The organism is Parasedimentitalea marina (assembly GCF_004006175.1).
Lineage (GTDB): Bacteria > Pseudomonadota > Alphaproteobacteria > Rhodobacterales > Rhodobacteraceae > Parasedimentitalea > Parasedimentitalea marina.
This window is the reverse complement of the sequence record NZ_CP033221.1, coordinates 161,624-187,079: the sequence shown is the minus strand read 5'-3', so window position 1 is coordinate 187,079 and position 25,456 is coordinate 161,624. Positions and strand designations below refer to the sequence as shown.

At 53.2% G+C, this 25,456-nt stretch carries 21 protein-coding genes and 2 pseudogenes; 7 read left to right on the top strand and 16 right to left on the bottom strand.

Translation table 11 applies throughout. The annotated features are described in order from the left end of the window. Positions 1-4 precede the first annotated feature (4 nt). Entirely contained in the window at positions 5-1,489 is a 1,485-nt protein-coding gene (locus tag EBB79_RS22975; protein WP_127751372.1) for an aldehyde dehydrogenase, read from the top strand. A gap of 44 nt (positions 1,490-1,533) precedes the next feature. Here EBB79_RS22975 and hutU read toward each other — a convergent pair whose 3' ends face one another. Genes hutU through hutI form a run of 4 tightly spaced genes read right to left on the bottom strand, consistent with a single transcriptional unit; the run spans position 1,534 to position 6,825 of the window. Further along, the gene (gene hutU, locus EBB79_RS22970; RefSeq protein WP_127751371.1) at positions 1,534-3,204 is read right to left on the bottom strand and encodes a urocanate hydratase; all 1,671 of its coding nucleotides are present in this window, start codon (positions 3,202-3,204) and stop codon (positions 1,534-1,536) included. 11 nt (positions 3,205-3,215) lie between these two features. Then, positions 3,216-4,019, bottom strand: coding sequence for an N-formylglutamate deformylase (gene hutG / locus EBB79_RS22965; RefSeq protein ID WP_127751370.1), 804 nt, complete (start codon positions 4,017-4,019; stop codon positions 3,216-3,218). Next, a complete protein-coding gene (gene hutH, locus EBB79_RS22960) occupies positions 4,019-5,551 on the bottom strand; it encodes a histidine ammonia-lyase (RefSeq protein WP_420850424.1) in 1,533 nt (510 codons plus the stop codon). Before hutH ends, hutG begins: the two co-directional genes overlap by 1 nt. Next, positions 5,551-6,825, bottom strand: a complete 1,275-nt coding sequence (gene hutI, locus EBB79_RS22955; RefSeq protein ID WP_127751368.1) for an imidazolonepropionase — start codon at positions 6,823-6,825, stop codon at positions 5,551-5,553. The genes hutH and hutI overlap by 1 nt, the downstream gene beginning before the upstream one ends. A 12-nt stretch (positions 6,826-6,837) precedes the next feature. Here hutI and EBB79_RS22950 point away from each other — a divergent pair. Beyond that, positions 6,838-8,195 (top strand): annotated as a pseudogene (locus tag EBB79_RS22950) (formimidoylglutamate deiminase). An 81-nt stretch (positions 8,196-8,276) separates the two neighbouring features. Here the strand turns inward: EBB79_RS22950 and EBB79_RS25760 are convergent. Beyond that, positions 8,277-8,555, bottom strand: coding sequence for a HutD family protein (locus tag EBB79_RS25760; protein ID WP_127751367.1), 279 nt, complete (start codon positions 8,553-8,555; stop codon positions 8,277-8,279). Beyond that, a complete protein-coding gene (locus tag EBB79_RS22940) occupies positions 8,506-8,736 on the bottom strand; it encodes a HutD family protein (RefSeq protein WP_127751366.1) in 231 nt (76 codons plus the stop codon). Before EBB79_RS22940 ends, EBB79_RS25760 begins: the two co-directional genes overlap by 50 nt. Before the next feature lie 71 nt (positions 8,737-8,807). On the opposite strand from EBB79_RS22940, the gene EBB79_RS22935 reads away from it, so the two are divergent. The 4 genes from EBB79_RS22935 (at position 8,808) to EBB79_RS22920 (ending at position 14,456) form a co-directional block, all read left to right on the top strand. After that, a complete protein-coding gene (locus tag EBB79_RS22935) occupies positions 8,808-9,509 on the top strand; it encodes a GntR family transcriptional regulator (RefSeq protein ID WP_127751365.1) in 702 nt (233 codons plus the stop codon). Between the two features lie 454 nt (positions 9,510-9,963). Next, on the top strand, positions 9,964-12,018 hold the full coding sequence (locus EBB79_RS22930) for a winged helix-turn-helix domain-containing tetratricopeptide repeat protein (RefSeq protein WP_164860908.1): 2,055 nt from the start codon (positions 9,964-9,966) through the stop codon (positions 12,016-12,018). Between the two features lie 706 nt (positions 12,019-12,724). Then, positions 12,725-13,201, top strand: coding sequence for a hypothetical protein (locus EBB79_RS22925; RefSeq protein WP_127751363.1), 477 nt, complete (start codon positions 12,725-12,727; stop codon positions 13,199-13,201). Between the two features lie 49 nt (positions 13,202-13,250). Continuing rightward, positions 13,251-14,456, top strand: coding sequence for a S8/S53 family peptidase (locus tag EBB79_RS22920; protein WP_127751362.1), 1,206 nt, complete (start codon positions 13,251-13,253; stop codon positions 14,454-14,456). Positions 14,457-15,439: 983 nt separating this feature from the next. Here the strand turns inward: EBB79_RS22920 and EBB79_RS24615 are convergent. The 8 genes and pseudogenes from EBB79_RS24615 to EBB79_RS22880 all read right to left on the bottom strand — a co-directional run bounded on the left by EBB79_RS24615 (position 15,440) and on the right by EBB79_RS22880 (position 22,894). Beyond that, positions 15,440-15,616, bottom strand: a complete 177-nt coding sequence (locus tag EBB79_RS24615) for a hypothetical protein (protein ID WP_164860907.1) — start codon at positions 15,614-15,616, stop codon at positions 15,440-15,442. A gap of 78 nt (positions 15,617-15,694) precedes the next feature. Continuing rightward, positions 15,695-16,087 carry an mAFB alternative gene (locus EBB79_RS22910; protein WP_127751360.1) on the bottom strand — a complete coding sequence of 131 codons (393 nt, stop codon included), beginning with the start codon at positions 16,085-16,087 and terminating at the stop codon, positions 15,695-15,697. A 92-nt stretch (positions 16,088-16,179) separates the two neighbouring features. Then, positions 16,180-16,878: a hypothetical protein gene (locus EBB79_RS22905; RefSeq protein WP_127751359.1), complete on the bottom strand. Its 699-nt coding sequence runs from the start codon at positions 16,876-16,878 to the stop codon at positions 16,180-16,182. An 85-nt stretch (positions 16,879-16,963) separates the two neighbouring features. Continuing rightward, the gene (locus EBB79_RS22900) at positions 16,964-17,635 is read right to left on the bottom strand and encodes a hypothetical protein (protein ID WP_127751358.1); all 672 of its coding nucleotides are present in this window, start codon (positions 17,633-17,635) and stop codon (positions 16,964-16,966) included. 302 nt (positions 17,636-17,937) lie between these two features. Then, positions 17,938-18,051, bottom strand: a pseudogene (locus EBB79_RS24695) (spermidine/putrescine ABC transporter ATP-binding protein); the annotation flags it as partial. Between the two features lie 728 nt (positions 18,052-18,779). Continuing rightward, the gene (locus tag EBB79_RS22890; protein ID WP_127751356.1) at positions 18,780-19,784 is read right to left on the bottom strand and encodes a pyridoxal-phosphate-dependent aminotransferase family protein; all 1,005 of its coding nucleotides are present in this window, start codon (positions 19,782-19,784) and stop codon (positions 18,780-18,782) included. Continuing rightward, positions 19,781-21,745: a TRAP transporter permease gene (locus EBB79_RS22885; RefSeq protein ID WP_127751355.1), complete on the bottom strand. Its 1,965-nt coding sequence runs from the start codon at positions 21,743-21,745 to the stop codon at positions 19,781-19,783. Before EBB79_RS22885 ends, EBB79_RS22890 begins: the two co-directional genes overlap by 4 nt. 3 nt (positions 21,746-21,748) lie before the next feature. Next, positions 21,749-22,894 carry a TAXI family TRAP transporter solute-binding subunit gene (locus EBB79_RS22880; RefSeq protein ID WP_127751354.1) on the bottom strand — a complete coding sequence of 382 codons (1,146 nt, stop codon included), beginning with the start codon at positions 22,892-22,894 and terminating at the stop codon, positions 21,749-21,751. Between the two features lie 298 nt (positions 22,895-23,192). Here EBB79_RS22880 and EBB79_RS22875 point away from each other — a divergent pair, with 298 nt between their 5' ends. Continuing rightward, entirely contained in the window at positions 23,193-23,969 is a 777-nt protein-coding gene (locus EBB79_RS22875) for a DNA-binding transcriptional regulator (protein ID WP_238705152.1), read from the top strand. On the opposite strand, the gene EBB79_RS22870 is transcribed toward EBB79_RS22875, so the two are convergent. Further along, entirely contained in the window at positions 23,966-24,589 is a 624-nt protein-coding gene (locus EBB79_RS22870; protein WP_127751352.1) for a fumarate hydratase C-terminal domain-containing protein, read from the bottom strand. The genes EBB79_RS22875 and EBB79_RS22870 overlap by 4 nt on opposite strands. Continuing rightward, complete coding sequence (locus EBB79_RS22865) at positions 24,589-25,455, bottom strand: fumarate hydratase (RefSeq protein WP_127751351.1); 867 nt, start codon at positions 25,453-25,455, stop codon at positions 24,589-24,591. Before EBB79_RS22865 ends, EBB79_RS22870 begins: the two co-directional genes overlap by 1 nt. Position 25,456 lies beyond the last annotated feature (1 nt).

Below are 25,456 nucleotides of genomic sequence, written 5' to 3'. Positions count from 1 at the left end.
CCCCATGAACCAGACCAAAATCGACGCGCTTCGGGCGCATCCCGTCAGCGCCTTTTCGCATCTGATCGAGGGCAAACATGTGCTAAGATCCGACGGCGGCACAATGGACATCACCTCGCCCATCGATGGTCAGGTTCTGACTCAGGTCGCACGGGGCACAGCCGCCGACATGGAAGTGGCAATTGCATCCGCGCGCACCGCGTTTGAAGATCGGCGTTGGGCTGGCCAGTCACCGGCAGCGCGCAAAAAGGTCCTGCTGAAATGGGCGGACTTGATCGAGGCCAACGCCCTAGAGCTTGCCGTTTTGGGTGTGCGCGACAATGGTACCGAGATCGGCATGGCAATCAAGGCGGAACCAGGATCAGCCGCCGGCACGATCCGCTATTACGCCGAAGCACTGGACAAGATTTACGGAGAGATTGCGCCAACGTCCTCGGATATTCTGGGCATGATCCACAAGGAACCTGTCGGTGTGGTAGGCGCCATCATCCCATGGAACTTCCCATTGATGATCGGCGCATGGAAACTGGCTCCTGCACTGGCGATGGGCAATTCGGTCGTCTTGAAGCCTGCAGAAACAGCGTCCTTGTCGCTGATGCGGATGGCGGATCTGGCACTTGAGGCGGGATTACCACCGGGTGTTTTGAACGCCATCACCGGTGAAGGTGCTGTCGTCGGCGAGGCCATGGGCCTGTCGATGGACGTGGATGTCTTGGCGTTCACCGGGTCGGGGCGCACCGGGCGTCGTTTGATGGAATATTCCGCGCGCTCAAACATGAAGCGGGTCTATTTGGAATTGGGCGGAAAGTCTCCCAACATCATCTTCGCAGATGCGCCCAATCTGGACGAGGCCGCCAAGGTCGCAGCTGGAGCCATCTTTCGCAATGCTGGGCAGGTCTGTGTCGCGGCATCTCGATTGCTGGTTCAATCTTCTATTCATGACGAATTTGTTGCCGCGATCACCAAGGCTGCTGAGGCCATGAAGGTTGGTGACCCTTTAGATCTGACAACGGCTATTGGCGCGGTGAATTCAGAAACTCAGTTAAAGCAAAATCTTGGATTTGTGGAAACTGCAACGCGTGAGGGTGGCAAGATTGTCACCGGTGGCGACCGTATCCTGCAAGACACTGGCGGCTATTACATGGCCCCCACGATTGTAACCGACGTAACCAAAAATGCGACATTGGCGCAAGAGGAGGTCTTTGGGCCAGTTCTAGGCGTGACGCCATTCATCGACGACGACGATGCCGTGCGCATTGCCAATTCCACGGTTTACGGCCTGGCGGGTGCTGTCTGGACATCCAACCTAAGCCGCGCCCACCGGATGGTTCGCGACGTGCGTACGGGCGTGATGCATGTGAACACCTATGGTGGCGCGGATGGCACCGTGCCTTTAGGTGGTGTTGGCCAGTCCGGAAATGGATCGGACAAATCGCTGCATGCGATTGAAAAGTACATCAATCTAAAGACCGCTTGGATCAAACTGTAGCCAAGCGTATGGGCCGCAGTGCCGCGGCCCATAGATCAGACAGATTAGTTGCCCAAGATGCGGGGCAGTTTCAGACCCTTTTCACGGGCGCATTCCACTGCCAGCTCATAGCCCGCATCCGCATGACGCCAAACACCAGAGGCCGGATCGTTCCACAGAACCCGCTCGATCCGTTTGGCAGCTGCATCAGTACCGTCGGCGCAGATTACAACACCCGAGTGCTGGCTGAAGCCCATCCCAACGCCACCACCGTGATGCAGGCTGACCCAGGTGGCGCCTGAGGCGGTATTGACCAGCGCGTTCAGCAGCGGCCAGTCGGAAACAGCGTCGGATCCATCCATCATCGCCTCTGTTTCCCGGTTCGGAGAAGCAACCGAGCCGCTGTCCAAGTGGTCTCGCCCGATCACAACTGGGGCGCTAAGCTCGCCGTTTTTGACCATCTCATTAAACGCCAGTCCAAGGCGGTGACGATCGCCCAGACCGACCCAACAAATCCGCGCTGGCAGACCCTGGAACGCGATGCGATCACGGGCCATGTCCAGCCAATTGTGCAGGTGCTTATTATCCGGCAGCAGCTCTTTGACCTTCTGATCCGTCTTATAAATATCTTCCGGATCTCCGGACAAAGCCACCCAGCGAAAGGGGCCGATGCCCTGACAGAACAGTGGACGAATATAGGCGGGTACAAATCCAGGAAAATCAAAAGCGTTTTCCAGGCCTTCGTCCAAAGCAACCTGACGAATATTGTTGCCGTAATCGACGGTTGGAATGCCATCAGCGTGGAAACCAACCATGGCTTCGACCTGAACGCGCATCGAGGCGCGTGCGGCGGCTTCAACTTCTTTTGGCGCAGTTTCCTGCTTTTCCTTCCACTCGCTCATGGTCCAGCCCTGTGGCAGATAGCCATGCAGCGGATCATGGGCCGAGGTCTGATCGGTCACAATATCAGGTCTGACACCGCGTTTGCGGAGTTCCGCAAAGACATCAGCTGCGTTGCCCAACAGGCCAACTGATTTTGCTTCGCCGGCTTTGGTCCAGCGCTCAATCATTTCCAATGCTTCGTCCAAGGTGGACGCGCGCTCGTCGACGTACTTCGTGCGCAGACGGAAATCAATCGAGTCTGAATTGCATTCCACAGCCAGACAGCAGGCCCCGGCCATGACTGCGGCCAAAGGCTGTGCGCCACCCATGCCACCCAGACCACCAGTCAAGATCCATTTGCCGGTCAAATCGCCATCATAATGCTGACGGCCCGCTTCGACAAAGGTCTCATAGGTGCCCTGCACGATACCCTGCGAACCGATATAGATCCAGCTCCCGGCCGTCATTTGACCGTACATCATCAAGCCTTTTTTATCGAGCTCGTTGAAGTGATCCCAGTTGGCCCAATGCGGAACCAGGTTAGAGTTAGCAATCAGAACCCGTGGTGCATCCACATGGGTTTGCACAACCGCTATCGGTTTACCCGATTGTACGATCAGCGTTTCGTCGTCTTCCAGGTCTTTCAGCGTGTTCACGATCGAGTCGAAATCGGCCCATGTCCGGGCGGCGCGACCGATGCCACCATAAACAACCAGCTCGTGCGGGTTCTCGGCGACGTCGGGATGTAGATTATTCATCAGCATCCGCAATGGAGCCTCGGTCAGCCAGCTTTTGGCGTTCAATTCTGATCCCGTCGGTGGGAAAACATCGCGAGTGTTTTTGCGATCTGACATATGTGGCTCCTTTAAGTCGCTGCGGCCCGAGAGCGGGCGAATTGATCAAGTTTCGTTAGAATGTCTTGCAGCACGGCGCGCGGTTGTGCTGCTTTTTCGGGGCGAAAAGTCCACGGTGCGGTCTCATCCATATAGGCGCGTTGCGAGGTCTCCATTTGAATGGCGTGATAGTGGTTTTGCAGCTGACCGTAGTGACGCGTTGTCCAGCCGCCTTTGAAGCGCCCATTTAGGACGGTGCTGTCAGGCTGGGCCGTTAGGCATGTCTGATGGGTCAGGCGCTCAATTTCCGGATCACAGGTTTGGCCCAGATTTGTGCCAACATTGTAAATCGGCAGTTCACCGTCGAACAAGAATGGAATGGTGGACCTGATGGAGTGGCAGTCAAACAGCACCGCTATGCCATGCTTGGCGTGAACCCGTGCCAGTTCCTGTTCCAACGCCGCGTGATAAGGCGCATGAAATGTCTGTCGGCGGCTTTCAATCTCGTCTGGTGACGGCTGTTGGCCCAACTGCCAGATATCCGCACCGTCAAAATCGGTCAGCGGGCACAGGGTTGTGGTGTTTTGACCTGGATACAGCGAGTGTCCTGCAGGATCGCGGTTGGCGTCAATCACGTAACGGTGCACGTTGGATTTCACCACCGTCGCACTCGGCAACAAGCCCTCGTACAGACGGGTGATGTGCCAATCGGTATCGTCCAGCCCCCTGCCCCGCGAGTTCAAGCGATTGTTCAAAGCATCGGGGACAAAGGTGCCACCGTGGGGCTGTGCCAATACAACGGGGCTGTCGCCGGGCAGGACAGTGAAGACATCCATTAGACAGTCACCATTGTGTTCACACCAGCGGACTGCGCCAGCACGCCGGAGGTCACTATCACCTGTGCTGCCTCTAGGTCGGGCGCGAGATACCGGTCATCTTCCAGTGTCGGTACATCCTCGCGCAGCCGATCAATGGCCGACTGCAGCGCGGAACTGGTTTTCAAAGGAGCACGGAATTCCACCCCCTGTGCGGCACAGAGCAGCTCCACCCCAAGGATGTAATTCAAGTTCTTCGCCATCTTCTGCAACCGGAACGCCCCATGCGCCGCCATCGAAACATGGTCTTCCTGATTGGCCGAGGTTGGCGTTGAATCGGTAACACAAGGATTGGCCAGATGCTTATTTTCGCTCATCAATGCGGCGGTTGTGACCTCTGCGATCATCAATCCTGAATTCAGACCTGGGTTTGGCGTCAGGAAGGGCGGCAGATCAAAGCTAAGCGTCGGATCTACCATCAATGCTATGCGACGTTGTGCGATGGCACCAATCTCCGAGACTGCCAAGGCAATCATATCCGCCGCAAATCCAACCGGTTCCGCATGGAAATTCCCGCCCGAGACAATCATGTCGGCCTCGGTCAGAACAAGTGGATTGTCCGTTGCCGCATTGGCCTCGATCTCCAGGGTCATCGCGGCCTGACGCAAAACATCCATCGCCGCGCCGGTCACCTGTGGCTGACAGCGAATGCAATAAGGGTCCTGCACCCGGCTGTCCCCTTCGCGGTGGCTTTCGCGGATTTCAGACCCGTCAAGCAGAGCGCGCATTTCTGACGCCGCCTGCATTTGTCCCGCATGGCCGCGCAGGCTGTGAATTTCCGGTTGTAGCGGCGCGGTGGAACCCATGATGGCATCTGTCGACAGCGACGATGTCACCAATGCGGTCTTTGCCGCACGCCAAGCCTTGAACAGACCGGCCAGCGCAAAGGCTGTGGAATATTGGGTGCCATTGATAAAGGCCAAGCCCTCTTTGGGGCCCAGCTGAATTGGTGTCAGGCCAGCCTTTTCCAAGGCCACGGCACCGGGCATGATTTCGCCGTTATAGATCGCCTCGCCAGACCCGATAATGACCGCAGTCATATGCGCAAGCGGCGCCAGATCACCCGAGGCCCCAACCGAACCCTGCGCCGGAATAACCGGAGTTACGCCGCGGGCCAGCATGTCTTGCAACAGCTCTATCAGTTCCCAACGCACACCCGATGCACCGCGGCCCAATGACAACAGTTTGAGCGTCATGATCAGCCGGGACATTCGCGGCGAAATGGCCTCGCCCACACCGCAACAATGCGACAGGATAAGATTGCGCTGCAGTGTCGCAGTATCTTTGCTCTCAATCTTCAGGCTGGCCAGCTTTCCGAATCCGGTGTTCACCCCATAAACAGGCACATCGCCTTGTGCAGCGGCATCAATTCGACGGGCGGCCTCTTCGACACCGCCACGGCAGGCGGGATCTAGGGTGACACTTGCCTCGTCCCAGAAAACTGCCGAAAGTTGCTCTAGCCCGACGGAACCGGGTGTCAGTATGAGGGACATCACAGTCGGCCTCCGAAAATGCGTTGATGAAGTGGATTGAACCCGATGCGATATGCAAGCTCGGATGGGTGTTTGATATTCCAGACAGCCAGATCAGCCCGCATACCGGCAGCGACCATGCCCCGATCTGACAGCCCCAAGGCGCCCGCCGCGTGGCGCGTTGTGCCCAGCAAAGCCTCTTCGGGGGTCAAGCGGAACAGCGTGCAAGCCATGTTCATTGCCAGCAGAATAGAAGTCATCGGTGAAGACCCGGGGTTGGCATCCGTAGCCACGGCCATCGGCACGCCATGTTTGCGCAATACCGCAACGGGAGGCTGTTGGGTTTCACGTAGCGTGTAAAAAGCTCCTGGCAGAATGACCGCAGTAACGTCGGCCGCTGCCATGGCCTGCACACCTGTTTCGTCCAGATATTCGATGTGATCGGCAGACAGCGCACCGTAGCCTGCCGCCATCGCGGTCCCACCAAGGTTTGACAGTTGTTCGGCGTGAATTTTGATCTGCAAGCCAAGCTCTTTGGCGACGTCAAACACCCGTGCCACCTGATGTGTGTCAAATGCGATGCCTTCGCAAAAGGCGTCTACCGCATCCACCAATCCTTGCTCATGTGCCAGTCGTAAGGTTGGAATACAGACATCGTCAATATAGGCGTCAGCGCGGTCGGCATATTCTGCTGGCACCGCATGAGCACCCAGATAGGTCGTGCGCACCTCAACCGGGCGATGCTGCGTAATCTGACGTGCCACACGCAACACCCGCAGTTCGGAGTCTTGCGTCAGCCCGTAGCCGGATTTGATTTCAATAAGCGTAACACCCTCGGCGATCATCGCATCAACACGCGGCAAGGCCGAGGCCAGTAGTGACGCGTCGTCGGCATCGCGGGTCGCGGTGACAGTGGAGATGATTCCCCCCCCTGCCCGTGCGACCTCTTCGTATGACGCACCATTCAAGCGCATTTCGAATTCCTGCGCCCGATCGCCACCATGAACAATATGGGTATGACAGTCGATCAACGCCGGGGTCACCATGCGCCCACCTAGGTCAAGCACCTGATCCCACTGCGCATCGTTGCCTAACTCGCGCCTGTCGCCAACCCATGTGATTATACCGTCGTCGATCAAACAGGCCGCGTTTTCAACCAGACCATAGGGCGTGTCGTTATTGGCCAATGTGGCAATGTGGCAGTTTTCTAAAGAGTACAGGTCATGCTGAAGTCCCACTTTCAGTTCGTCTTGCAATGCAGTTTGTATGCCCTTATAGTTATTATGTCCATTCATAAAAAGATGCCCATGAAACTTTTTGCGCAACGTGCCTATTGTCAGGACGGTTGGAGCCGGAATGTTCGCGTCACCGTCAAAGATGGTCACATCCAGTCGATCACACCAAATACAACAGCTGAGACCGGTGACTATCAGGTGGACAGCTTGCTGCCCGCGCTGGCCAACCTGCATAGCCACAGCTTTCAACGGGCAATGGCAGGCATGACGGAATACCGAGCCCAAGGACGTGAGAGTTTTGGACCTGGCGCTCTTTGATGTATCGCTTTCTGGACCGCCTCACACCTGAGCACGTCCAGGCCTTTGCCGCGCAGACCTTTATGGAAATGCAAATGGTACTATGCCTCGGTTGGTGAATTTCATTATGTGCATCACCAGGCAGGAGGGCAGCATTACGCCGACCCAGCCGAACTTTCCCTGCGCGTGATCGAGGCCGCAAAGACACCGGAATTGGATTAACCCACTTGCCGGTCCTCTACACCTATGGTGGGGCAGACGGCCGCGCCCTTGAAGGCGGGCAACTGCGGTTTTCAAATTCTGTTGACACATTTTCGGACATCGTCGCCCGATCCAACACCGCCATTGCTGGCGCGCATGCCGACACCCGTGTGGGCATCGCCCCGCATTCGCTGCGCGCGACCTCTCCCGCCGATCTGGCTGATGTCCTGGCCCGTCACTCAGATTGCCCGATCCATATTCACATTGCCGAGCAGGTCAAAGAGGTCGAAGAAATCAAATCGACGCTTGGCGCACGCCCTATTGAATGGTTGCTGGACAACGCTCAGGTGGACGCCACTTGGTGTCTGGTCCACGCAACCCATATGACAGCTTACGAAACGGCAGATATGGCGAAAAGCGGTGCCGTTGCCGGGCTTTGCCCAATCACCGAGGCCAACCTTGGCGATGGCGCGTTCAACGGATTCGAGTACCTGGCCGCGCAGGGCACATTTGGTATTGGATCGGATTCAAACGTCAATATTTCCCTGACCGAGGAGCTCCGTACCCTGGAGTATTCGCAACGTCTAAAGCATCAGGAACGAAATGTTCTGGTCGATGGTGCAGGCTCGACCGGCCGCGCGCTATATACCGGAGCGGCAAAAGGCGGCGCGCAGGCCATAGGTCGTAACAGCGGTGAAATCCAAATCGGCGCGCTGGCCGATCTGGTGGCGATCGACAGCCAGGATGCGACGCTATGCGCTTTGTCAGATGATCAGCTGTTGGATGGGCTTGTCTTTGCCGCAAAGGATTCAGTGGTGACAGATGTCTGGTCTGCCGGACGCCACCAGGTGCAAGGTCGGCACCACATTCACGCCGATGAAATCACAGGAAACTACAAAGCTGCCATTAGGGACTTGCTGAAAGATCTTTAGATTTTGTCTAGAGTAAATAGCATTCCTATACCGGCCTCCAATGTACAAGTTGTCTCAGCGGTCTCAACCGAAATCGCTGTTTCACCCCCTTAGGGATGACCCGTCAAAGGTTGCATTGCCCTGGATAACATAGAACACCACGGTGCGGCCTGGACAGTTCGGCAGCTGCAAGCTGTGCCGCCCAGTTAGAACCTGAAAATCCGTACGCAGGCGTTCAGGGTTATAGATTAGATTGAAGTTTTGCACAGGACCGTCGTTGAGCGTGGCATCAACCTTTAGATTGCCATCAAAACAACCGGTTCGTAAGGGTTCACTTCGATCTGTCCAGTGGGTGTTCCAAAACCATCCCCTGCCCGGCAATTACAGTTAGAACACGCCTTAAACCAGGAAATGTTGAGAATTCAGCACGCCCATCCATTTCCGCAATACTAAGACGCCAGTTATAAGGTTGGCTTGCTGGAAATTGCGCAATCTCGCGCGTAATTCCATTGCCGTTTTTCCATGCCACAGGCCGCTGCTGATTGGGAGAAATAATCTTCATCTTGGCCTCAAGTGTGACTTGCGTTAGGTATATACCTAATCCAATTATGAATAGAGATACAGGGTTGAGACATGGGCCAGGCAGCGAGAGTCAGTTATCAATCCGTAAAGGCAAAGGTTCTTCAGTCAATCCGCGACAGCACTTGGGCCCCTGGCACCATTATCCCGGGCGAAGTTGAGCTGGCCGAACTGTTTGGATGCGCGCGTGCAACTGTAAATCGAGCGATGCGCGAACTTGCCGAAGAAGGAATTCTTGAACGAAAGCGCAAAGCGGGAACTCTTGTAAAACTGTCGCCAACACCGCGTGCTAAATTTGATATACCCGTCATCCGCGACGAGATTGAACAAACAGGCGGGGTCTATCGATATGCATTGGTGAAGCGGGTCCAATCCGACGTACCCAGCTGGCTACGCGCAAAATTAGCCATGTCCGAAGGCGACCAAGCGTTACACCTGCAATGCATGCATTATCACAACAACAAACCCTATCAATTCGAAGACCGCTGGATAAACCTCGAAGTTGTTGGCAGCGCCGCACAGATTGATTTTAAGGACGTTGGCCCCAACGAATGGTTGCTCAGCGAAGTGCCGCTGACCAATGCCGAAATCACGTTTGCAGCCAGCCGGGCCACAAAAGAAATCGCTGAATTTCTAGACAGCTCAGAAGGCGACGCCCTATTCACAACCGAGCGCATAACTTGGATCGAAAACCGTGCGGTCACTTTCGCGCGGCTATTTTATCATTTGGGATATCGGCTAACGACCCGGATCTAACAACAGACGGGACACCTCATCTACTTGCAACCCGTGTTCAGTAGTAGCCCGACAATACCCCAAAAGCGATATCGGATTGCGCAAGCACTATCCGCACGATTCACACCATTCATACGATAACGTCGGATGAATGGCCCTTTTGCAATGACGAATTATCAACATTGCGGTCGAGGACAAGGTCAGCGCACAACCTTAAGCGGATCCAGCACTAGATTCGAAGGACTTTACGAATTAGAAAGGTCTCGTACAGCGTTCACTTCAGCTTAAAGTATAAATATCTTTTGGTTGTGTTGATATTCAAGCAGATGGCTTTAAAATATTATGCGCTAAGCTGCCTTTGCTATCTGAAATCATGAAAACAATGCGCGCGCGGCCTATTTTGCATGTTACTGATGTCGCTCATCCAAAATTGATCAATTACTAAATAAAGTCAAATAGTTAAAGGGAGATGTTATTGCCAGAAGTTACCACGAGCCCTAATCAAATTCGCCTTGGGATCTGCAGATATAATATCACATTGCGCTTATTGACGGACCTTGCGGGCAGTCCTATTCGACTGAGACCGCAGTCTGCACATGTTCTGAAGATTCTGGCTGAACACCTTGGGAAATTGGTTACCAAAAACGATCTGATTGCTGCCATATGGCCAGATGTTAGCGTCACCGACGATAGTTTAACTCAGTGCATCGCAGATATCCGCAAACATTTGAAAGACAGCGACCGGAATATTCTACGTACGGTACCCAAACAAGGATATATACTTTTGGGTGCCCCAGTGAGCAGCGATACGGCTGAGGATCGGCGACATCCTGACATCACGCCCAAAATAGATTTTGATCAATGGGGCTCGCAAGAAGTGCCAGCTGTCTTGTACATAAGCAGGGACTTTCAGCCTCTGGCTACGCGCAGGTTGGTGGACATTCTTGATCCAGTCACAATCCTCCACTGGCCAATCAAAACACAACCCATCGAAAATGACGCCGTTATTTTGACCTTTGCGACCCCAATTGAGGCGGTGCGCTGTGCGCAGGCACTCACACAGCGCGCATTTGACTTGTCAGCAGGCCCATTGCGAATGGAAATTGACGTATTGGCACCTCAACGAGATGTGCCCTTGGGGACGCTTGCCAACGCTCTGAACCCAGACATCCTGATCGTGACTGTTGATATCAGGGATCTCCTTTACAATAGTCTTGAATGTGATTTTGAAGATCTCGGCCCATGCGTTCCTGATGGGAAAGGCGATTTCGTCCGGGCATTTAAGGTCCATCCATACGCGATGTCCCGTCACTCGGCCATGCGGACTGCCGCAGGCGACGTCCTTCCAACAGTGGCAGTACTACCGCTGAAAATGCGAAATGGATCACCGGAAAACAATGCTCTGAGAGCCATTTTGGCCGATGATATAATTTTTGCGTTGTCGCAAGCCGCCGACATCAACGTAATCTCGAGACTTTCAACGCTTGGTTTCCAAGCCGTCTCCCCCCCTATGGCGACCATTGCAAAGGCCTTAAACGCAGACTTTGTTCTAACAGGGAACTGTTTCGCCTACGGCACAGCCCTTGTTGTTAAGTTTGAGTTCGTTGATGTCACTTCAGGAACGGTTCTTTGGGCTGAACCTCTCTCTCTCCCCCTCGAGGAATGGATCGGCAACGATGAAATTAGCAATAGGGTGGTGAACCGTTTGCGCAGGGCCATTAGCGTAAATGAGGCGATACAAGTTCGATCTAAACCACTACATTCACTTAAGAATTATTCGCTGTTAAACGCCGCTATTTCCTTCATGCATAGATTGTCATGGTCAGATTTTCAAACAGCGCGGGCGATGCTGGATGAACTGATTGCTCGCACTCCAGACCATCCGGTCGTTCTGTCCTGGATCGCACGCTGGTATGTCTTGTTGGTTCAGCAAGGATGGACTGACACTCCATTCGAGCAAGGGGCTGCAGCATTGCAGTTTTCGTCGCGGGCGCTTGAAGTCGATCCGGAGTGTACTTTGGCATTGGTCAGCGAAGGTGCTGTGTTCACTAACCTATTTCGAGATCTCGGTCGGGCCAAAGATCGGTACGACGCCGCTTTAATGGCAAATCCCAACGATCCGTACGGGAGACTACTGCGAGGAACTCTATACGCGTTTCAAGGCAAAGGTGTCCAAGCCGTCAAAGATACAGACCATGCAATGCATCTGGCACCTCTCGACCCACATAGTTTCATTTACTTGGCACTTGGCTCCGGGGCTTATTTGGCCGCCGAAAATTGGGAAAAGGCAATTGAACTTGCCGATGCTTCTTTGCGTTTAAATCGATCTCATGCCTCCACTCTACGGATCAAATCTGTGGCTCAGAAACGTTTTGGACTTGAAAAAGATGCCAAAGATACAGTTAATGAATTATTAATAATACAACCTGGGCTAACTGTTAGTGGTTGGCTGAAAAACTCACCGAGCTCCGAATATGAAGTTGGCCGGAAATTTGCTGCAACTTTGCAAGAGATCGGCGTTCCATCCTGACTAAATTTCTAAAATGAAAATTGAGGAGATGCCACTATTTCTATTTCATCCAAAGGCTCACCCGAAAATAGCTTTAACAGTTTCAATAGCTTTAACAGCTTTAATAGTTTCAACAGCTTCAACAGTTTTGGTGTAACTGAAAGCCCGCTAACAGCTGATGCTCTGCTTAATTCACGTGATGGAATTGTTGGCGCTCCATTGGATTTTGATCCAGATATTCGTCCTGGCAGTCCAAATGACACCAAAAACCTTGTACGTCTTTCTCCGGATGTTCGGGCCAGTCTATTTATGTTTGAAATGGGCACACGTGTGGCATTTTCTGAGACCCAAGGCGACACTGCAACCGCCAATCTTTGGCGACTGGACACTGGCGCCGAAGGCCCACCCAAGCCACATGATACTCCCTTAGTATCCCTTACCGCACCGACCATAATGCAGTTCAAACAGCAAATGGCATACCTGACTGCCTATGCGGATTTGCGGGCCGACAGGGCCGCTGAAATTTTGCAACAAACCAGTATGATTTCGCCATTTTTGGCGTCCATTGCGTTTATGGACCCTGCACGAACACCATACACATTGGAGCTATTATCGGCTGCGTTACGATTCACAAATTACTGTGGAATGCGCATGAAATACGGTATCGCCGCAAAGCGACCGGTCGAATTTTCGCCTCAAGTTCAGCCGGTTATCATGACTCCGACGCATGGATCACTGCCTAGCGGGCATGCCACTGAGGCCTTTATTACAGCCCGAATACTATGGAAGCTTCTGCGCTCGTCGGATGCAAAGCAATATAGACAGGACGGTGTTTGGGGAGATGTGCATGCGTTTGGCGTCGCGCATTGCGATAAATAGGACAATTGCCGGGGTGCATTTCCCGATGGACAGTGCGGTCGGCGCAATTCTGGGCCTCACTCTGGCGGACTATATCCACGCGCTTTGCGATCCGACTGTTGGACATTTGACCAGCGCAAACTTCCATGGCACGGCATTTCCTGCGGCAGACGATTTCGATTGGCACACACTTTATCTGGCGGAAGATGATCTTCAACGCAAAATCTCTGGACCAAAATCGGATCCGTGGGCGACGGCGGTCAATCAAACAACGACCTCTGAAATGGTGTCGCGTCCCCTCGCATGGCTTTGGAAGAAAGCACAAAGCGAGTGGCAAAACGTTTGACCACAATCTGCCCTGAACCGCACATAAATTTCTTTGAAATGGAGTGAGCATGGCCTTGCATTGGAAAACTGTTCGCAACATGCACGCAGGCAATCAAGTGACGGACTTTCGTCTGTCACGAAGCACCAATCATTACCCCACCGACCCCGAGTCAATTTGGTGGTCCGCATTGGTTGACTTGTCTGGGATCAGTATCAACGACTTTGAGGCACAGGTACTGGCCTCATATCCGCAGGATTTACTTATCCCCAACGACTATGATCACTATGACCGCGCACAAGTATCGAGCCGTCAAATTGTTGCAATTTTTGCGCGGCGGATCTTGCTAAGTTCTCTAAATCAGAACGGAGCAAATTTCTCGGTTACAGGGGTGCACCTGGGCAGTATCATCGATCCGGAACTCTTGGATTTTAGCGCCCAGATCGAAGAGGTCCCTTCGGCAAAGATACCCGTTTCTAAGGGCACAATTATCACTGCCGTTATCGACGACAGCATTGCATTTGCGCACAACCTGTTCCGAGATGGCCTGACGTCGACCCGCGTTGCATTTGCGAATATTCTGACGGTCAAGCCCAACCGCTCAGGCAGGGACAAGACATATGGCAGAACTTACGATAAGGCTGCGATTGACGATCTATTAAAAACCTGCACCACCAACGATCTGCTGGACGAGCAGAAGTTCTACGCAAGCGTGGGGTTGTTTGATGCCCATGACAACGAGGTATCAGCGGTTGCATTACGCAGATCGCATGGGACCCATGTTATGGCGTTGGCTACGGGCTACTCGATGTCACAACCACCGCCCGACCGCCCGATCATTTGCGCACTACTTCCGTCACATGTCACCCAAGACTCGACGGGACAGAGCACTTTGCCAAGCCTGATACTGGCGCTCAAACGAATACAGCGCCAAGCCGCCCAATTTCGTTTACCTGACCGAAAACGACCTCCGGTGGTTGTGAATTTCAGCTATGGAAACTTTGGTGGACCCCATGACGGTACGGGCCCAATAGATCGGGTGATCGCGCAGTTTCTTGGGGATGAATCACCGCGTAAATTCGAACAAGAGATGCGATTGGTGTTACCTGCCGGCAATGGAAACCTGCAACGCATACATGCCAAACTGGCATTTGACAAAGGGCTGGCAGCAAATCAAGAACGCTCGATTTCGTTGCGCAGCCAGATGACCGAACCGCTAGCCACGTGCAGATGTGGATGCCCTATAGCGGCGCAGCATCAATCCCACCCTTTGTGAGCATCCGCGCCACAGTGCCCGGTGGCCCGACAAGTGATCCTGTTGTGGTGGGTGGAAATACGCATCAACAATTGTGTGACGGGACAGGAAGGGAACTTGCCCGTTTAGCTTACAGTTTTGAACATGGGGAAACCCAACGTGGGCTAATTACTTTTAGCTTAAACCCAACTGCAAGCCTATCCGCATCGGACTTGGCCCGGGCAGGCCGGTGGAAGATTGAGATCACTCCTCTCGACATTACCGCAAGCCAAAGCGTTGATGTCAGGATCGAGCGCGACGAGACCTTGCCCGGATTTTCTCCAGGTGGAAAACAAGGGTACTTCAACAATCCAGACTATGTCGTTTTCGACGCTTTGGGAGCACCCTACCCGTCGACCCACCACATACGGAAAGTATCATCCGGCGTGCGGGAACGCTGAGCGGCTATGCCTGCGGACAGTCTCCTATGATTGTTGCTGCCTTTACACAAAGCAATCGGTTGCTGTCGGATTATTCTGCAGCCACCTATCACACCACCGCGCGATGCCAGCGAACCATACCGCCTTGGCCCTGATGCCGCCGCCCTAGCCGATGATAGTCCAGTCCTGACCGGCGTCATAAGCGCAGGATCCAGTAGTGGCAGCATGGTGCGAATGGGGAACAAGCTCCGCCGCACCACGCGTCGCAAGATTGGCCGTTTCGGCGATATCAAAAGGCGCCGCTGGAGATAGAAAATGGCTTTGGGAAACAGCCAAACCGCACGGAGAGGTTGCCAAAACACGTACAGGCGGAGGGCAAGTTGACGTAACCATCGACTTTACAGGGTTAAAACCAAACGGACCCATCCAAATTGACTCGTCTGAAGACCAGTAAGGTCCCTTGTTAGAATAACAAAGAACTATCATGGGGCCTCTGCATGACCTGCGGTGCTTTGGTCCAATTGATAGCGGTCTACAGCTATGGTGTTAGGGTTGCGGTGGACAGTATTTGGTCCGACCACGTCCCTATTTCAATGCTTTCTGCAAAGCACGAAGCTTTCGTTGCAAAGCGTCGCCGTCCGCTTTCGGCACCCCAATCAGAGTGTGAAATTCACTGTCCTCTGTTTCAAGAAGCATGTGATTTAGAACTTGAATAAGTGTCCGGTAGTCGTCGTTGCTTAATTGTTCAGCAGTGAAAGGCATTGGCGTTTCCCCGTTTGATCTAATAGGAGCAGGCCCTCAGCACTTTGGCAAGCGGTGGGGTTTCCCGGAGTTCAATGCTTATTGAAGGTTGTCATAATATTCCATGCCCGAGTTTGGGCGGAAGGCAGTCCCGCAATCATCGACATTCAAATTGACAATGACGACGGTCCCGGTGGGTGTTGCCCAATAGGCAGATCTGTCGTTGACAAGTCCCTTGCTTGCGGTCGGAGCATCCAGAATGCCGCGAATAAACGTACCAAAGGCATCTGCGTCACCGATCGTCGGATCCGGAAAAGGAAGCCCATCAATCACGACGCCATGCACGAATTCGGCTGAATGTTTTACAAAGGCATGGCCATGGGCAATTGATGCCGCAATCGTAGCAGATGAAGCGTCATTACACGCAGCTTGGGCTCCGGTTCCGCTGACTACGAGGGCAAGAATAGTCAGTGATTTTGTAAAGATATTCATCGGAAAATCCTTTTATGAGACGCTATTTTAAATGCGCCTTGGCTGATCGCCAAGGCGCAGGGGCATGGGAAATATAGCCTGGGGGGAGGGCCTTATTTCCCGGTCACGATGAATGATCCATCCGCATTATAGGACACATTGCAGGTGGAATATCCGGTCGTGAAATCACAAAGTGCTGCGTTTCCTGTTGAAAACGTGATGATATTACCGGCCGCTTCAGTTCCAACTTTTATGTAGTACTTGGCAATCGGGGCGCAAAAGACACTGCTGACAGGTGGTGGGGTGATGTAACTGGATAATGTGATCCCTCCTTTATCGTCCTTGACCGCAGTGCCACAAAAAAGATCCACTCCTGCAGAGGGCGTATAGCTGGGGACCTGAATGCCAAAATTGCCTGCGGGAACGCCTTGTTGATAAGCAGGCTTTGACAGCCCAAGTGGTTGTGGCGACAGGTTCGAACTATTATCAACCTCTGTCCCTTCAGTCGAAGGTGTCAGTGTGATAGGCCAGCTCGACTCAAGGTTGCTTTGAACAAGGGGGGCCAAGACAATCCGTGTCTGACTTGCTGTCGTTTGTTTGCTATAGGCACCCACCAAAAACTCGACATCGAACTTAAACACCAACTCAGTACCCGACTGGTCATAGGGCAACAGTGTGCCAGTGCCGAGGCTGGTTGATGTCACACTCTGATCGGTACCGTTCGCAGCAATGACCGCCGGTTGTTGGAAGACATAAAATTGTTCAGTATCTGAAGACAGGTTTTGGATGACAATCTTATGAAAACTGGACATCTGGCCATTCCTTTATGGAAGCGGCGTATGGTGGAGCCGTGTTTACCGCTCCACCTGATTGGCGGCTCGCAAAGAGCCTACCTTGTTAATGCCGGTCGGTAATCGCCCAAGAACCGTCAGCCGCCAAACTTATATCGATGACCGTATAGCCACCAGTAAAGTCGCACAGGCCCGCGGTTTGCGAAGATTGGGTAAAGTCCATAACGGTACCTGCTGTGTATTGCCCAGTTGCCACATAGTATTTCAGAATGGGTTCACAATCGGTATTGGACTGCGGATTGGACTGAACAAAGTTTGACAGAGTGATCCCGCCATTCACTTCAACGGCCGACCCAACATTGTAGAAGGGTGGCGATGAAAACGCGGGAGTCGCAATGCGAAACGCGCCGGCTTGCACGCCATCAGCGTGGGTTGGGGTGCTTAGCCCTAACGCAGGGCTAACTGTTGCCTGGGTAAAGTCATTTGCAGTCGACCCGTCAGCTGGGGCCAGATCAATCGCACGGCTAGCAGAAGAATACCCTGAAGATTGGCCAACTGCTGGGGTCGAATGGGCCTCTTGGATACCGGCGTAATACTGCATGTTCACCTGGAATGTCAGAATTGATCCAGTGGAACTGTAATTGCCCAACGACTGCTCATACAAGCTGTTGCTGTAGACTGTCGGGCCGCCGGCATAGATGGCGGGTTGTTGGAAGAAGAAGAACCCTTGGGTCTGTGGCTCCAGGTTCTTTACGTTGATGGTCAATAGTGTCGACATCCCTATTTCCTTCCCAGAAAGTAACTCATTTTTACCGAACTGCAGATCGCAGGACGCCCACCAACCCTCCAACATTTTCGATCTGAAAATCCTGAAATTGGAGCCGAAATTTTCTGATATTTTCTGAATGGATCGCTCAAACTTTCCGATATCTGGAAGACTGCAAAGCAGCCCCCCGCTGGGGTCTGCGCGTAGAGTCTGTTTGCGGCGTTTGTGTTAAATTGGTGCCCTCTGGCTGCGATCTTAAAGACTCGTTCAAAACCATTGTTTTGTCGGCGTCCCATCCCAGCCAATCTGGACCAGATCCCGATCTTATCGGACAAGTTCAGCGCCTCTTCCTGAACGTGCGTGACAAAGATTGTAGTAATGCTAACCTCACGTTGAATACGCTTAAGTTCGATATGCTTGCCGAACCGATCCGGATCGAGCACGCTTTCGACAAATTCAATGACAGTTTCATACTTCGCTGATTTGAAGTTCAAAATATACCGTAAAGCACTATTAATGAACATTTATTAGTCATACCTTCTTAAAGTTCTCAGATAGACCAGTGTGTACCTTTTGAATACCAGTCCCCACCTATTCCTTGCATTGAATACTGAACATCCATTGCCCCATATGCATTTTCGTTGGGGCTCAGCACCTTGAGGTCTCTTACATAAAACGCGCGATCAGCTGGAGGGTCCTTGTGTAGGCCCATCTATTAACGGCGCACTCGGCCCCGCCCGATTTCGACGTGCTGCATTCGGCCAGAGGGTCGCGCTTATTGATGCAAACTGAAAGATCGAAGGCAAAGTCGTCGCCGTTTCCATGACCACCAAGGCTCTGTCGAGGTCACCGTCTTTGGCCTCGAGGCGGACTGAATTGCGGTATTGGATTTGCGGAAATTATCACATTGCGTGGCAGTAGATCAATGACGCCGCGCAATGTTTGCAAGAGATATCTAGTCTTCTGCTCTAGCGGCTGTTGCTTGAGACAGGCTGTCAATCGCGGCTGTCACCCTGACTTTTGAAGATGGAAACCAGCCGTTTGTAAACTTAGATCGATGCAGGCAATGGCCCCAAAAGGGTAGGCGCGTTGATATGGCCCATATGCCCAATGCGGACAGATTTTCCAGCCCAAGCTCCAAGACCGCCACCCAGTGTTACGCCACAACTGTCACGACAAAACGAAATGACTTTACGGGCCAATTCATCCGGTAAGTTGAAGACCGAGACCGAAGGTGACTGGTTTTGGGGTCAGTCACATTCGCAGTGGCTCCGACGCAGCCCCATGCCAAGATAGCGGCCTGCGTGGCTTGTTTTAAGATTTCATGGCGTTTGAATATCGATGGCAGCCCCTCCTCTGCCATCATGTCAAACGCCTCCGCCAATCCAAACAGCAACTGTTCCGGTGGGGTTCCACAGTATTTTTGATAATGGTCGGTGGTGTTGCGGGCCTGCCAGTCCCAATACCGTGTCCGCAAACCGGCAGTCTTGCCTGCCTCCATCGCCTGCTCGCTTGCGGCCACAAAACCCAAGCCAGCTGGGCTCATCAGGCCCTTTTGTGACGCAGACACCGCAACATCAACGGTCCAGTTGTCGAACTCAAATGCCATGGTGCCCAATGATGCCACGGCGTCAACCATCAGCAGCGCTGGATGAGCGCTGTTGTCAATCGCCTGTCGCAGGGCGCCGATGTCGTTTGAAACCCCAGACGCAGTATCGACCTGCACACACAAGACGGCCCGAATACTATGGGCTTTGTCTGCTGCCAACCGCCGGGTCACCGCATCCAGATCAATAGCACTGTGCCAATCGCGGGGCAGGACCTCGACATCCAACCCCATGGCAGATGCCATCTCACCCCAGCCCGAGGCAAAGCGCCCGGACTGGAGCACCAGAATTTTATCGCCCCGGGACAGTGTGTTGCTGAGCGCCGCATCCCATGCTCCGTGGCCGTTTGCGGCATAAATGAACACCTCGCCTGTGGTGCCGAACACCTCTCGCAGACCCGCCTCACATCTGGCAGTGACACCCAGTAAAGATCCCGAATAGATGTCAATGGAGCTGCGCCCCATGGCCGCCCGCACCCTGTCTGGCAGGATCGAAGGGCCCGGAATAAGCGTTGTTTCCGGCCCCCCCGCCAAGATCCGTGAAAAGTCCGTCATGTCTGTGCACCCACGGAAGCAGATTGTTTTTCGCGCAGGAAGGCCCAGATCATCACGGGAAGGATGGCCACAGCCGACAATCCAAGAATCTGGATTTTATCCAGCGGAATGATAATATGTCCCGGCAAGGGCATGATGATGGCCCCAGCTATCAATAGTGCTCGTTCATGCAGTTTCAATCGACCGACTCCCACAAGATAGCCTTGCATCGCACTGGCGAAACATAGCACCCCAAACGAAGCCAGCCCAAGCGAAACCAAGATTTGACTGGCGCTGCCAACAAGGATCAAGGCGGGATCAAGCACAAAGAAGAACGGAATGAAGTAGATGACACTACCAAGACGCATGGCCTCCAAGCCGGTCGCCATTGGAGCTGCTTTGGCAACCGAAGCCGCTGCAAAAGCCCCCAGTGCGACAGGTGGTGTGATGAACGACAACATGCCCCAGTAAAAGATGAACATATGCACAGCCATCGGGTTCATGCCGGTTGAGATCAAGGCCGGAGCAAGAATGATCGCCAGGAAGATGTAAGCGGCCGTAACCGTCATACCAATGCCAAGGATAAAGCTTGTCATGGCGCCGATCACCAGCAAGACCATCGGTGAGCCACCGGCGATCGACAGCAGGTCATTGACCAAGGTCCCCGCCAAGCCGGTCATCGACAAGGCCCCAATGATCAACCCGATTCCGGCCAGAATACCAACAAGTTCGGCAAACAGCGTGGTCAGCGTATCCACAAAGGCCAAAAGCTCCTTACGCCCCCAACGGTTTGTTTTGGAAAACACCTGATTGATGATTAGCAACACAGGTGTTGCATAAAAGGGTGCCAGCATTTCGCGGCGCAGGAACAACAATAGATATACCAGCAGTGCAAAGGCAAAAATGTAGTACCAACCGTCTTTTAAAGTCTGACGCACAGATGGCAGCTCGGACCGGTCCAGACCCTGGATGTTTTCGCTGGCCGCACGGGCATCAATCTGGACGAACAAACCAAAGAAATACAGGAACGACGGAATGACGGCAGCAAGGGCGACACTGGCATAAGACACTTCCAAAAAGTTCGCCATAATAAAGGCGGTCGCCCCCATCACCGGCGGCATCAAGACACCACCCGTCGATGCACATGCTTCGACGCCAGCGGCAAAAGGCGCGCTGAGTTTGATGCGGCGCATTGCAGGAATGGTCATAACACCGGTGGTCATGACATTGGTCACAACAGACCCGCTCATCGAGCCCATCAGACCACTGGCGACAATGGCCACTTTGGCCGGGCCGCCACGGATGTGCCCCAAAAGGGCAAAGGCCAGATTAATGAAGAATGTGCCGGCACCGGTGTGTTGCAGCGCAGCCCCGAAGATCAAAAAGCCAATCACCAGATTTGAGAATGCACGCAGCGGAATGCCAACAATGCTTTCGTTGCTCATCGCGTGGTAGCCTGCGGCGATTTCAACGGGGTATGAGAATCCCCGGATTGGGCCAGGCATCAATTCAGCAAACAGAGGGTAAAGCGACACAACTGCAACGATCACTGCAAGCGCAGTGCCGCCAGCGCGTCGGGAGGCCTCAAATATCAAAAGCCAGAGAACCATAGAGATGTAAGAGGCACGCAGCGGTGCTGCCAGCTCCCACCCATTTTGCATCATCTGCAATGAGTTGGCAATGAACCAGCCCAATACTGCCACGGTCAGGGCCGCCAGCGCGAAATCATAAATAGGCACACGGGTTTTTGAGGCCCCATTACTTATCGGCAGAAGAATAAATACTGTCGGAATAATGAGCAGCAACAGCATATACATATACTGGTTGGCCAACAGGGTCTTGCCCACAAGAAAATGCAAGTTGAAGGCTTGGTTTATGGCAAGCAGAACAACAACACATGTTGCTAAGCGCAACGGCCATGTCCAGCCCGGACCAAGAGTGCGGAAGCGGCCAATGGCCGCTTCACTTTCTATATTAGACATTGATTATTTTTCCCAAACAGCAGGCATGTCCGCCGCTGTCAATGCGTTGAAACGGGCCAACATCCAGCGTTCTTTAAAGCCGTCGGCACTTTTGTCTTCCAGTGCGTCCCATGCGGCAGCAATCACCGCCTGGCGTTCTACCAGATACGCATTGTGCGCGTCGGCAGCATCAGACCACATGCCTTGTGACTTCCAGAACGCAACCGCACCCTGGTGGTAAGGCAAAACCCACTGGAAATTCTGGCGGTCCGCAGCCCAACCTGAGGCCGAGGGCTCTGCAGACGAGAAGTTGTCGAATTGCTGAGTAATGGCACTTGCCATGTTCTCGACCAAAGCAGGATCCTGATCGGAAGCCGTCACCAGGATTGGGTAAGGGAAGCCACCGCATTCCAGGGAGTTGTCATCTGAAATATTGGTACCAGCCGTCGCGACCCGCTGTGCCATATGCGGCGCAACAGCCTGCATTCGGACCCAGTTTTCGGTCTCACTATGCGGTGTCGACAACCAATGCAAACCACGTGGCGACGCGTTCAACTCAGTACCGCCACCAGTTGTGAACGAGGTCATTGCATCGGCTTGATCGTTCAGAAGTAACTTCCATGCGGCGTCAAAGCCACTGACTTCAACTTTGATGACGTCATCCCAGGTCAGATCGCCGTAAGCCAAAAATGCGGTGACATTGGTTTGCAGCGCAGGTGAACCGATGACCCATGGGACGCGCTTGCCTTTTAGATCTGCAGCCGTCTTGATGTTTGCGTCTGCGGCTGTGCCAAGAGCCAGACAGTTGCGTCCGGTTGAACTCATTACCATTTGCAATGACTGTGGTCCCAGCTCAGGCTTTGCCCAACCCAAAACACCTTCGACTGCGTAAAATACGCCCGACCCGGCTGCTGCAAAATCGATCTGTCCGCTGACGACCGGTACTACGCGCGAGACATCGTTCTTTGCCGGAACTACACGCAGCGTAACACCGTAAGCATCTTGCAATGCCTTGCCGATCGCAACCGATTGCCCGTAACCCGAGCTGCCGACGTTATAGGCTGTCCACGACAGCGTATCCGGGAGAGCTGGTTCAGCGGCATTGGTGGACCCAGCAACGCAAAGCGCCAAAGCCATCGACAGCCCAGTAGTCTTCAGTGTTTTATTCATTTTAGTTCCTCCCGGCAGAGCATGAACGACATCGGACCACACCACTGAAACTGGGTCTCAAACTTCCGTGAGAGTTCCCTGGTGTTACAGTGATCAAGTACGTTCATTGTATCCCCACATTTTCCTTCAAGGTTTGCCTTCGTAAGTCGCGCGTTTCCATCTGACAATGAATGGCCCGTCATCACGTGTTAGGCACTCTGTTCTCCAGAAAAATTTGCATCAACTATACTGTTGCAATGTTCCACTAGGCGGAATATTTCGACCCATCATCGTCGCATTCAAGAGGGTTCGTTTAAACATGACATCTTATGCACCTGTGCGCTCAGTTGAGCGGAGTCTACAAATCCTTGAATTGATGAATACCAATAAGGTATCGTCCATCGCGGATATTCACACAAAGACCCAGTTGCCCAAGGCAACAATTGTCCGGTTACTTCAAACGCTCGAACAACTTGGCTACGTAAGTCGGGACGTGCGGCATTCGGAATACCAATTGACGTCAAGAGTGATGTCTCTCAGTTCAGGATTTCATAGCGATCCTTTGGTTGTGGAAGCAGGCCGTGTTCACGCGATTGCAATGACCAAAAAACTAACTTGGCCCATAGCTATTTCGGTCCTGGATGGCAGCGAAGTTGTCATACGATTCTCTACGATCCCCGACAGCCCGATTTCGCCTTTTCATGCCACTATTAACATGCGTCTTTCACTTGATAAGCACGCCCTTGGGCTGGCGTATCTTGCGTTTTGCCCAATCGAGGAGCGTCAGATACTTGTGAATTCAATATCAGATGCAAACAAGCATAGTCCTGACGCGGCACAGCGACCCGACGCCATGCTTGAACAGCGGCTTCGAGTCATCGAAAAGCAAGGGTTTTCAGAACGGGATATGGGCACAGGATATGAGAATTCCAACACTATCGCCGTGCCCATCATGGTGCGAAACCGGGTTCTTGGCACCCTTGGCATAACCTATTTCCGGTCCGCCCTAAAACGCAATGACGCAATCAAGACGTTTTTGGAACCGCTACAGGCGTCGGCCGACGCTATCGCCAGAAATGTCGAAACCCTAAGTTAAAGTCGGCCGTCGTTCAGCTCTTGCATTAAGTCCTCGAACTTTGCTTTGGCTTGTTTTTGCAGGTCGACATAAAGCGAATTTCCTTTTGTATCCACGCCGACGGTCAATGGCCCCAAACGTTTGACCCGCAGACGTGTCAGGCGAAACTGAAGGATAAAATCCTTCCACACAACTTCGACCACGTCCTCTACCGCCTCGGAGGTTAACGCGCTAGCGCCGCCGACAAAGGACAGGTAGACACAGCCGTTACGTTGCATCGCCGCAACCGTACCTGGACCCACCCCGCCTTTGCCACCAATGGCCTTAACGCCGCTATGGTCAATGATTGTTGGCAAAAAGGGATCGAACCGCGTGCTGGTAGACGGGTTGATATATCGGCAGACCTGCCCGCTTTCAGTATCTTCAATATAGGCGCCGACCTGACACAGCATGCCATCCGTCAGATCCATAGGCAGCTGTTTTCCCGCATCGATATATTCTTTGATCCGTTTGTGCGTTGGCAGGCCAACGGTGACAACGACTTCCCCCGTCAAATAGACCAGATCGCCAATCTTTAACTGGTTCAACTCGTCTTGGACAAACGGCAGGGTCAGATCATAACTGTGACTGTGGCCGTCCATCACTCAATCCGTTCAATTTTACCAGAGTTATAGATACGCGCCCGGGTGCGTCGGTTGATCCAGCAATTGAAACAAACAGCAACCGGGGTGAAGCCATGACCGGCGGAATAGTCGATGTGGATCCCCAAAGCCGTTGTATCACCACCCTGCCCCATCGGGCCAAAGCCCAGCTTGTTTATCGCCTTTAACAACCTGGTTTCCATATCGGCCAGGATCGGCTCTTCGTTTGTGGTGCCCATCGGCCGCAGCGTTGCCATTTTGGCCATTTTGGCAGCATGATCAAAGGATCCACCGATCCCCACACCAATCATCACCGGCGGGCAATGTTGCGATCCGGCCTTAATCGCCGTCTTCAGGATATACTCTTCAATGTCTGCCAGTTCAGGGTAGACAAATATCTCGAGCGAGGCCCAACGTCCCGATCCCAGCGCCTTTGGTGAGCAGGTGATGTCAATGTAGTCTGCGCCATCAATGACATCCCAAGACACGATCGGCATATCCTTGCCTTTAAACGAACGTTCATTGGTCAGCGGGTTCTGAACGAATTTAAGCAACGGCGGGTCAATGCGATCAACCAGTTCATCAAACCCTTCGGCAAAGGCGGATTTGATGTGGCCCTCAAATCTGGCCTGACTGCCGATCTTGACCGAATAGACCGGAACGCCGGCATCGGAACACAAGAAACGGTCATGGTCCTCTGCCAATTGCGAGCTCCGGATCATAAATTCCAGAACCTTCTTGGCGTTTTCACCTGTTTCCCCGTCGCGGGCTTCGGCCAAGCGTTGCTTGGTGTCTTCTGGAATTTTCTTCAGTGACCAGTCGTATAGATCAGCCGAGAGACGCTTTAGGGTTTCATACTGGATCATG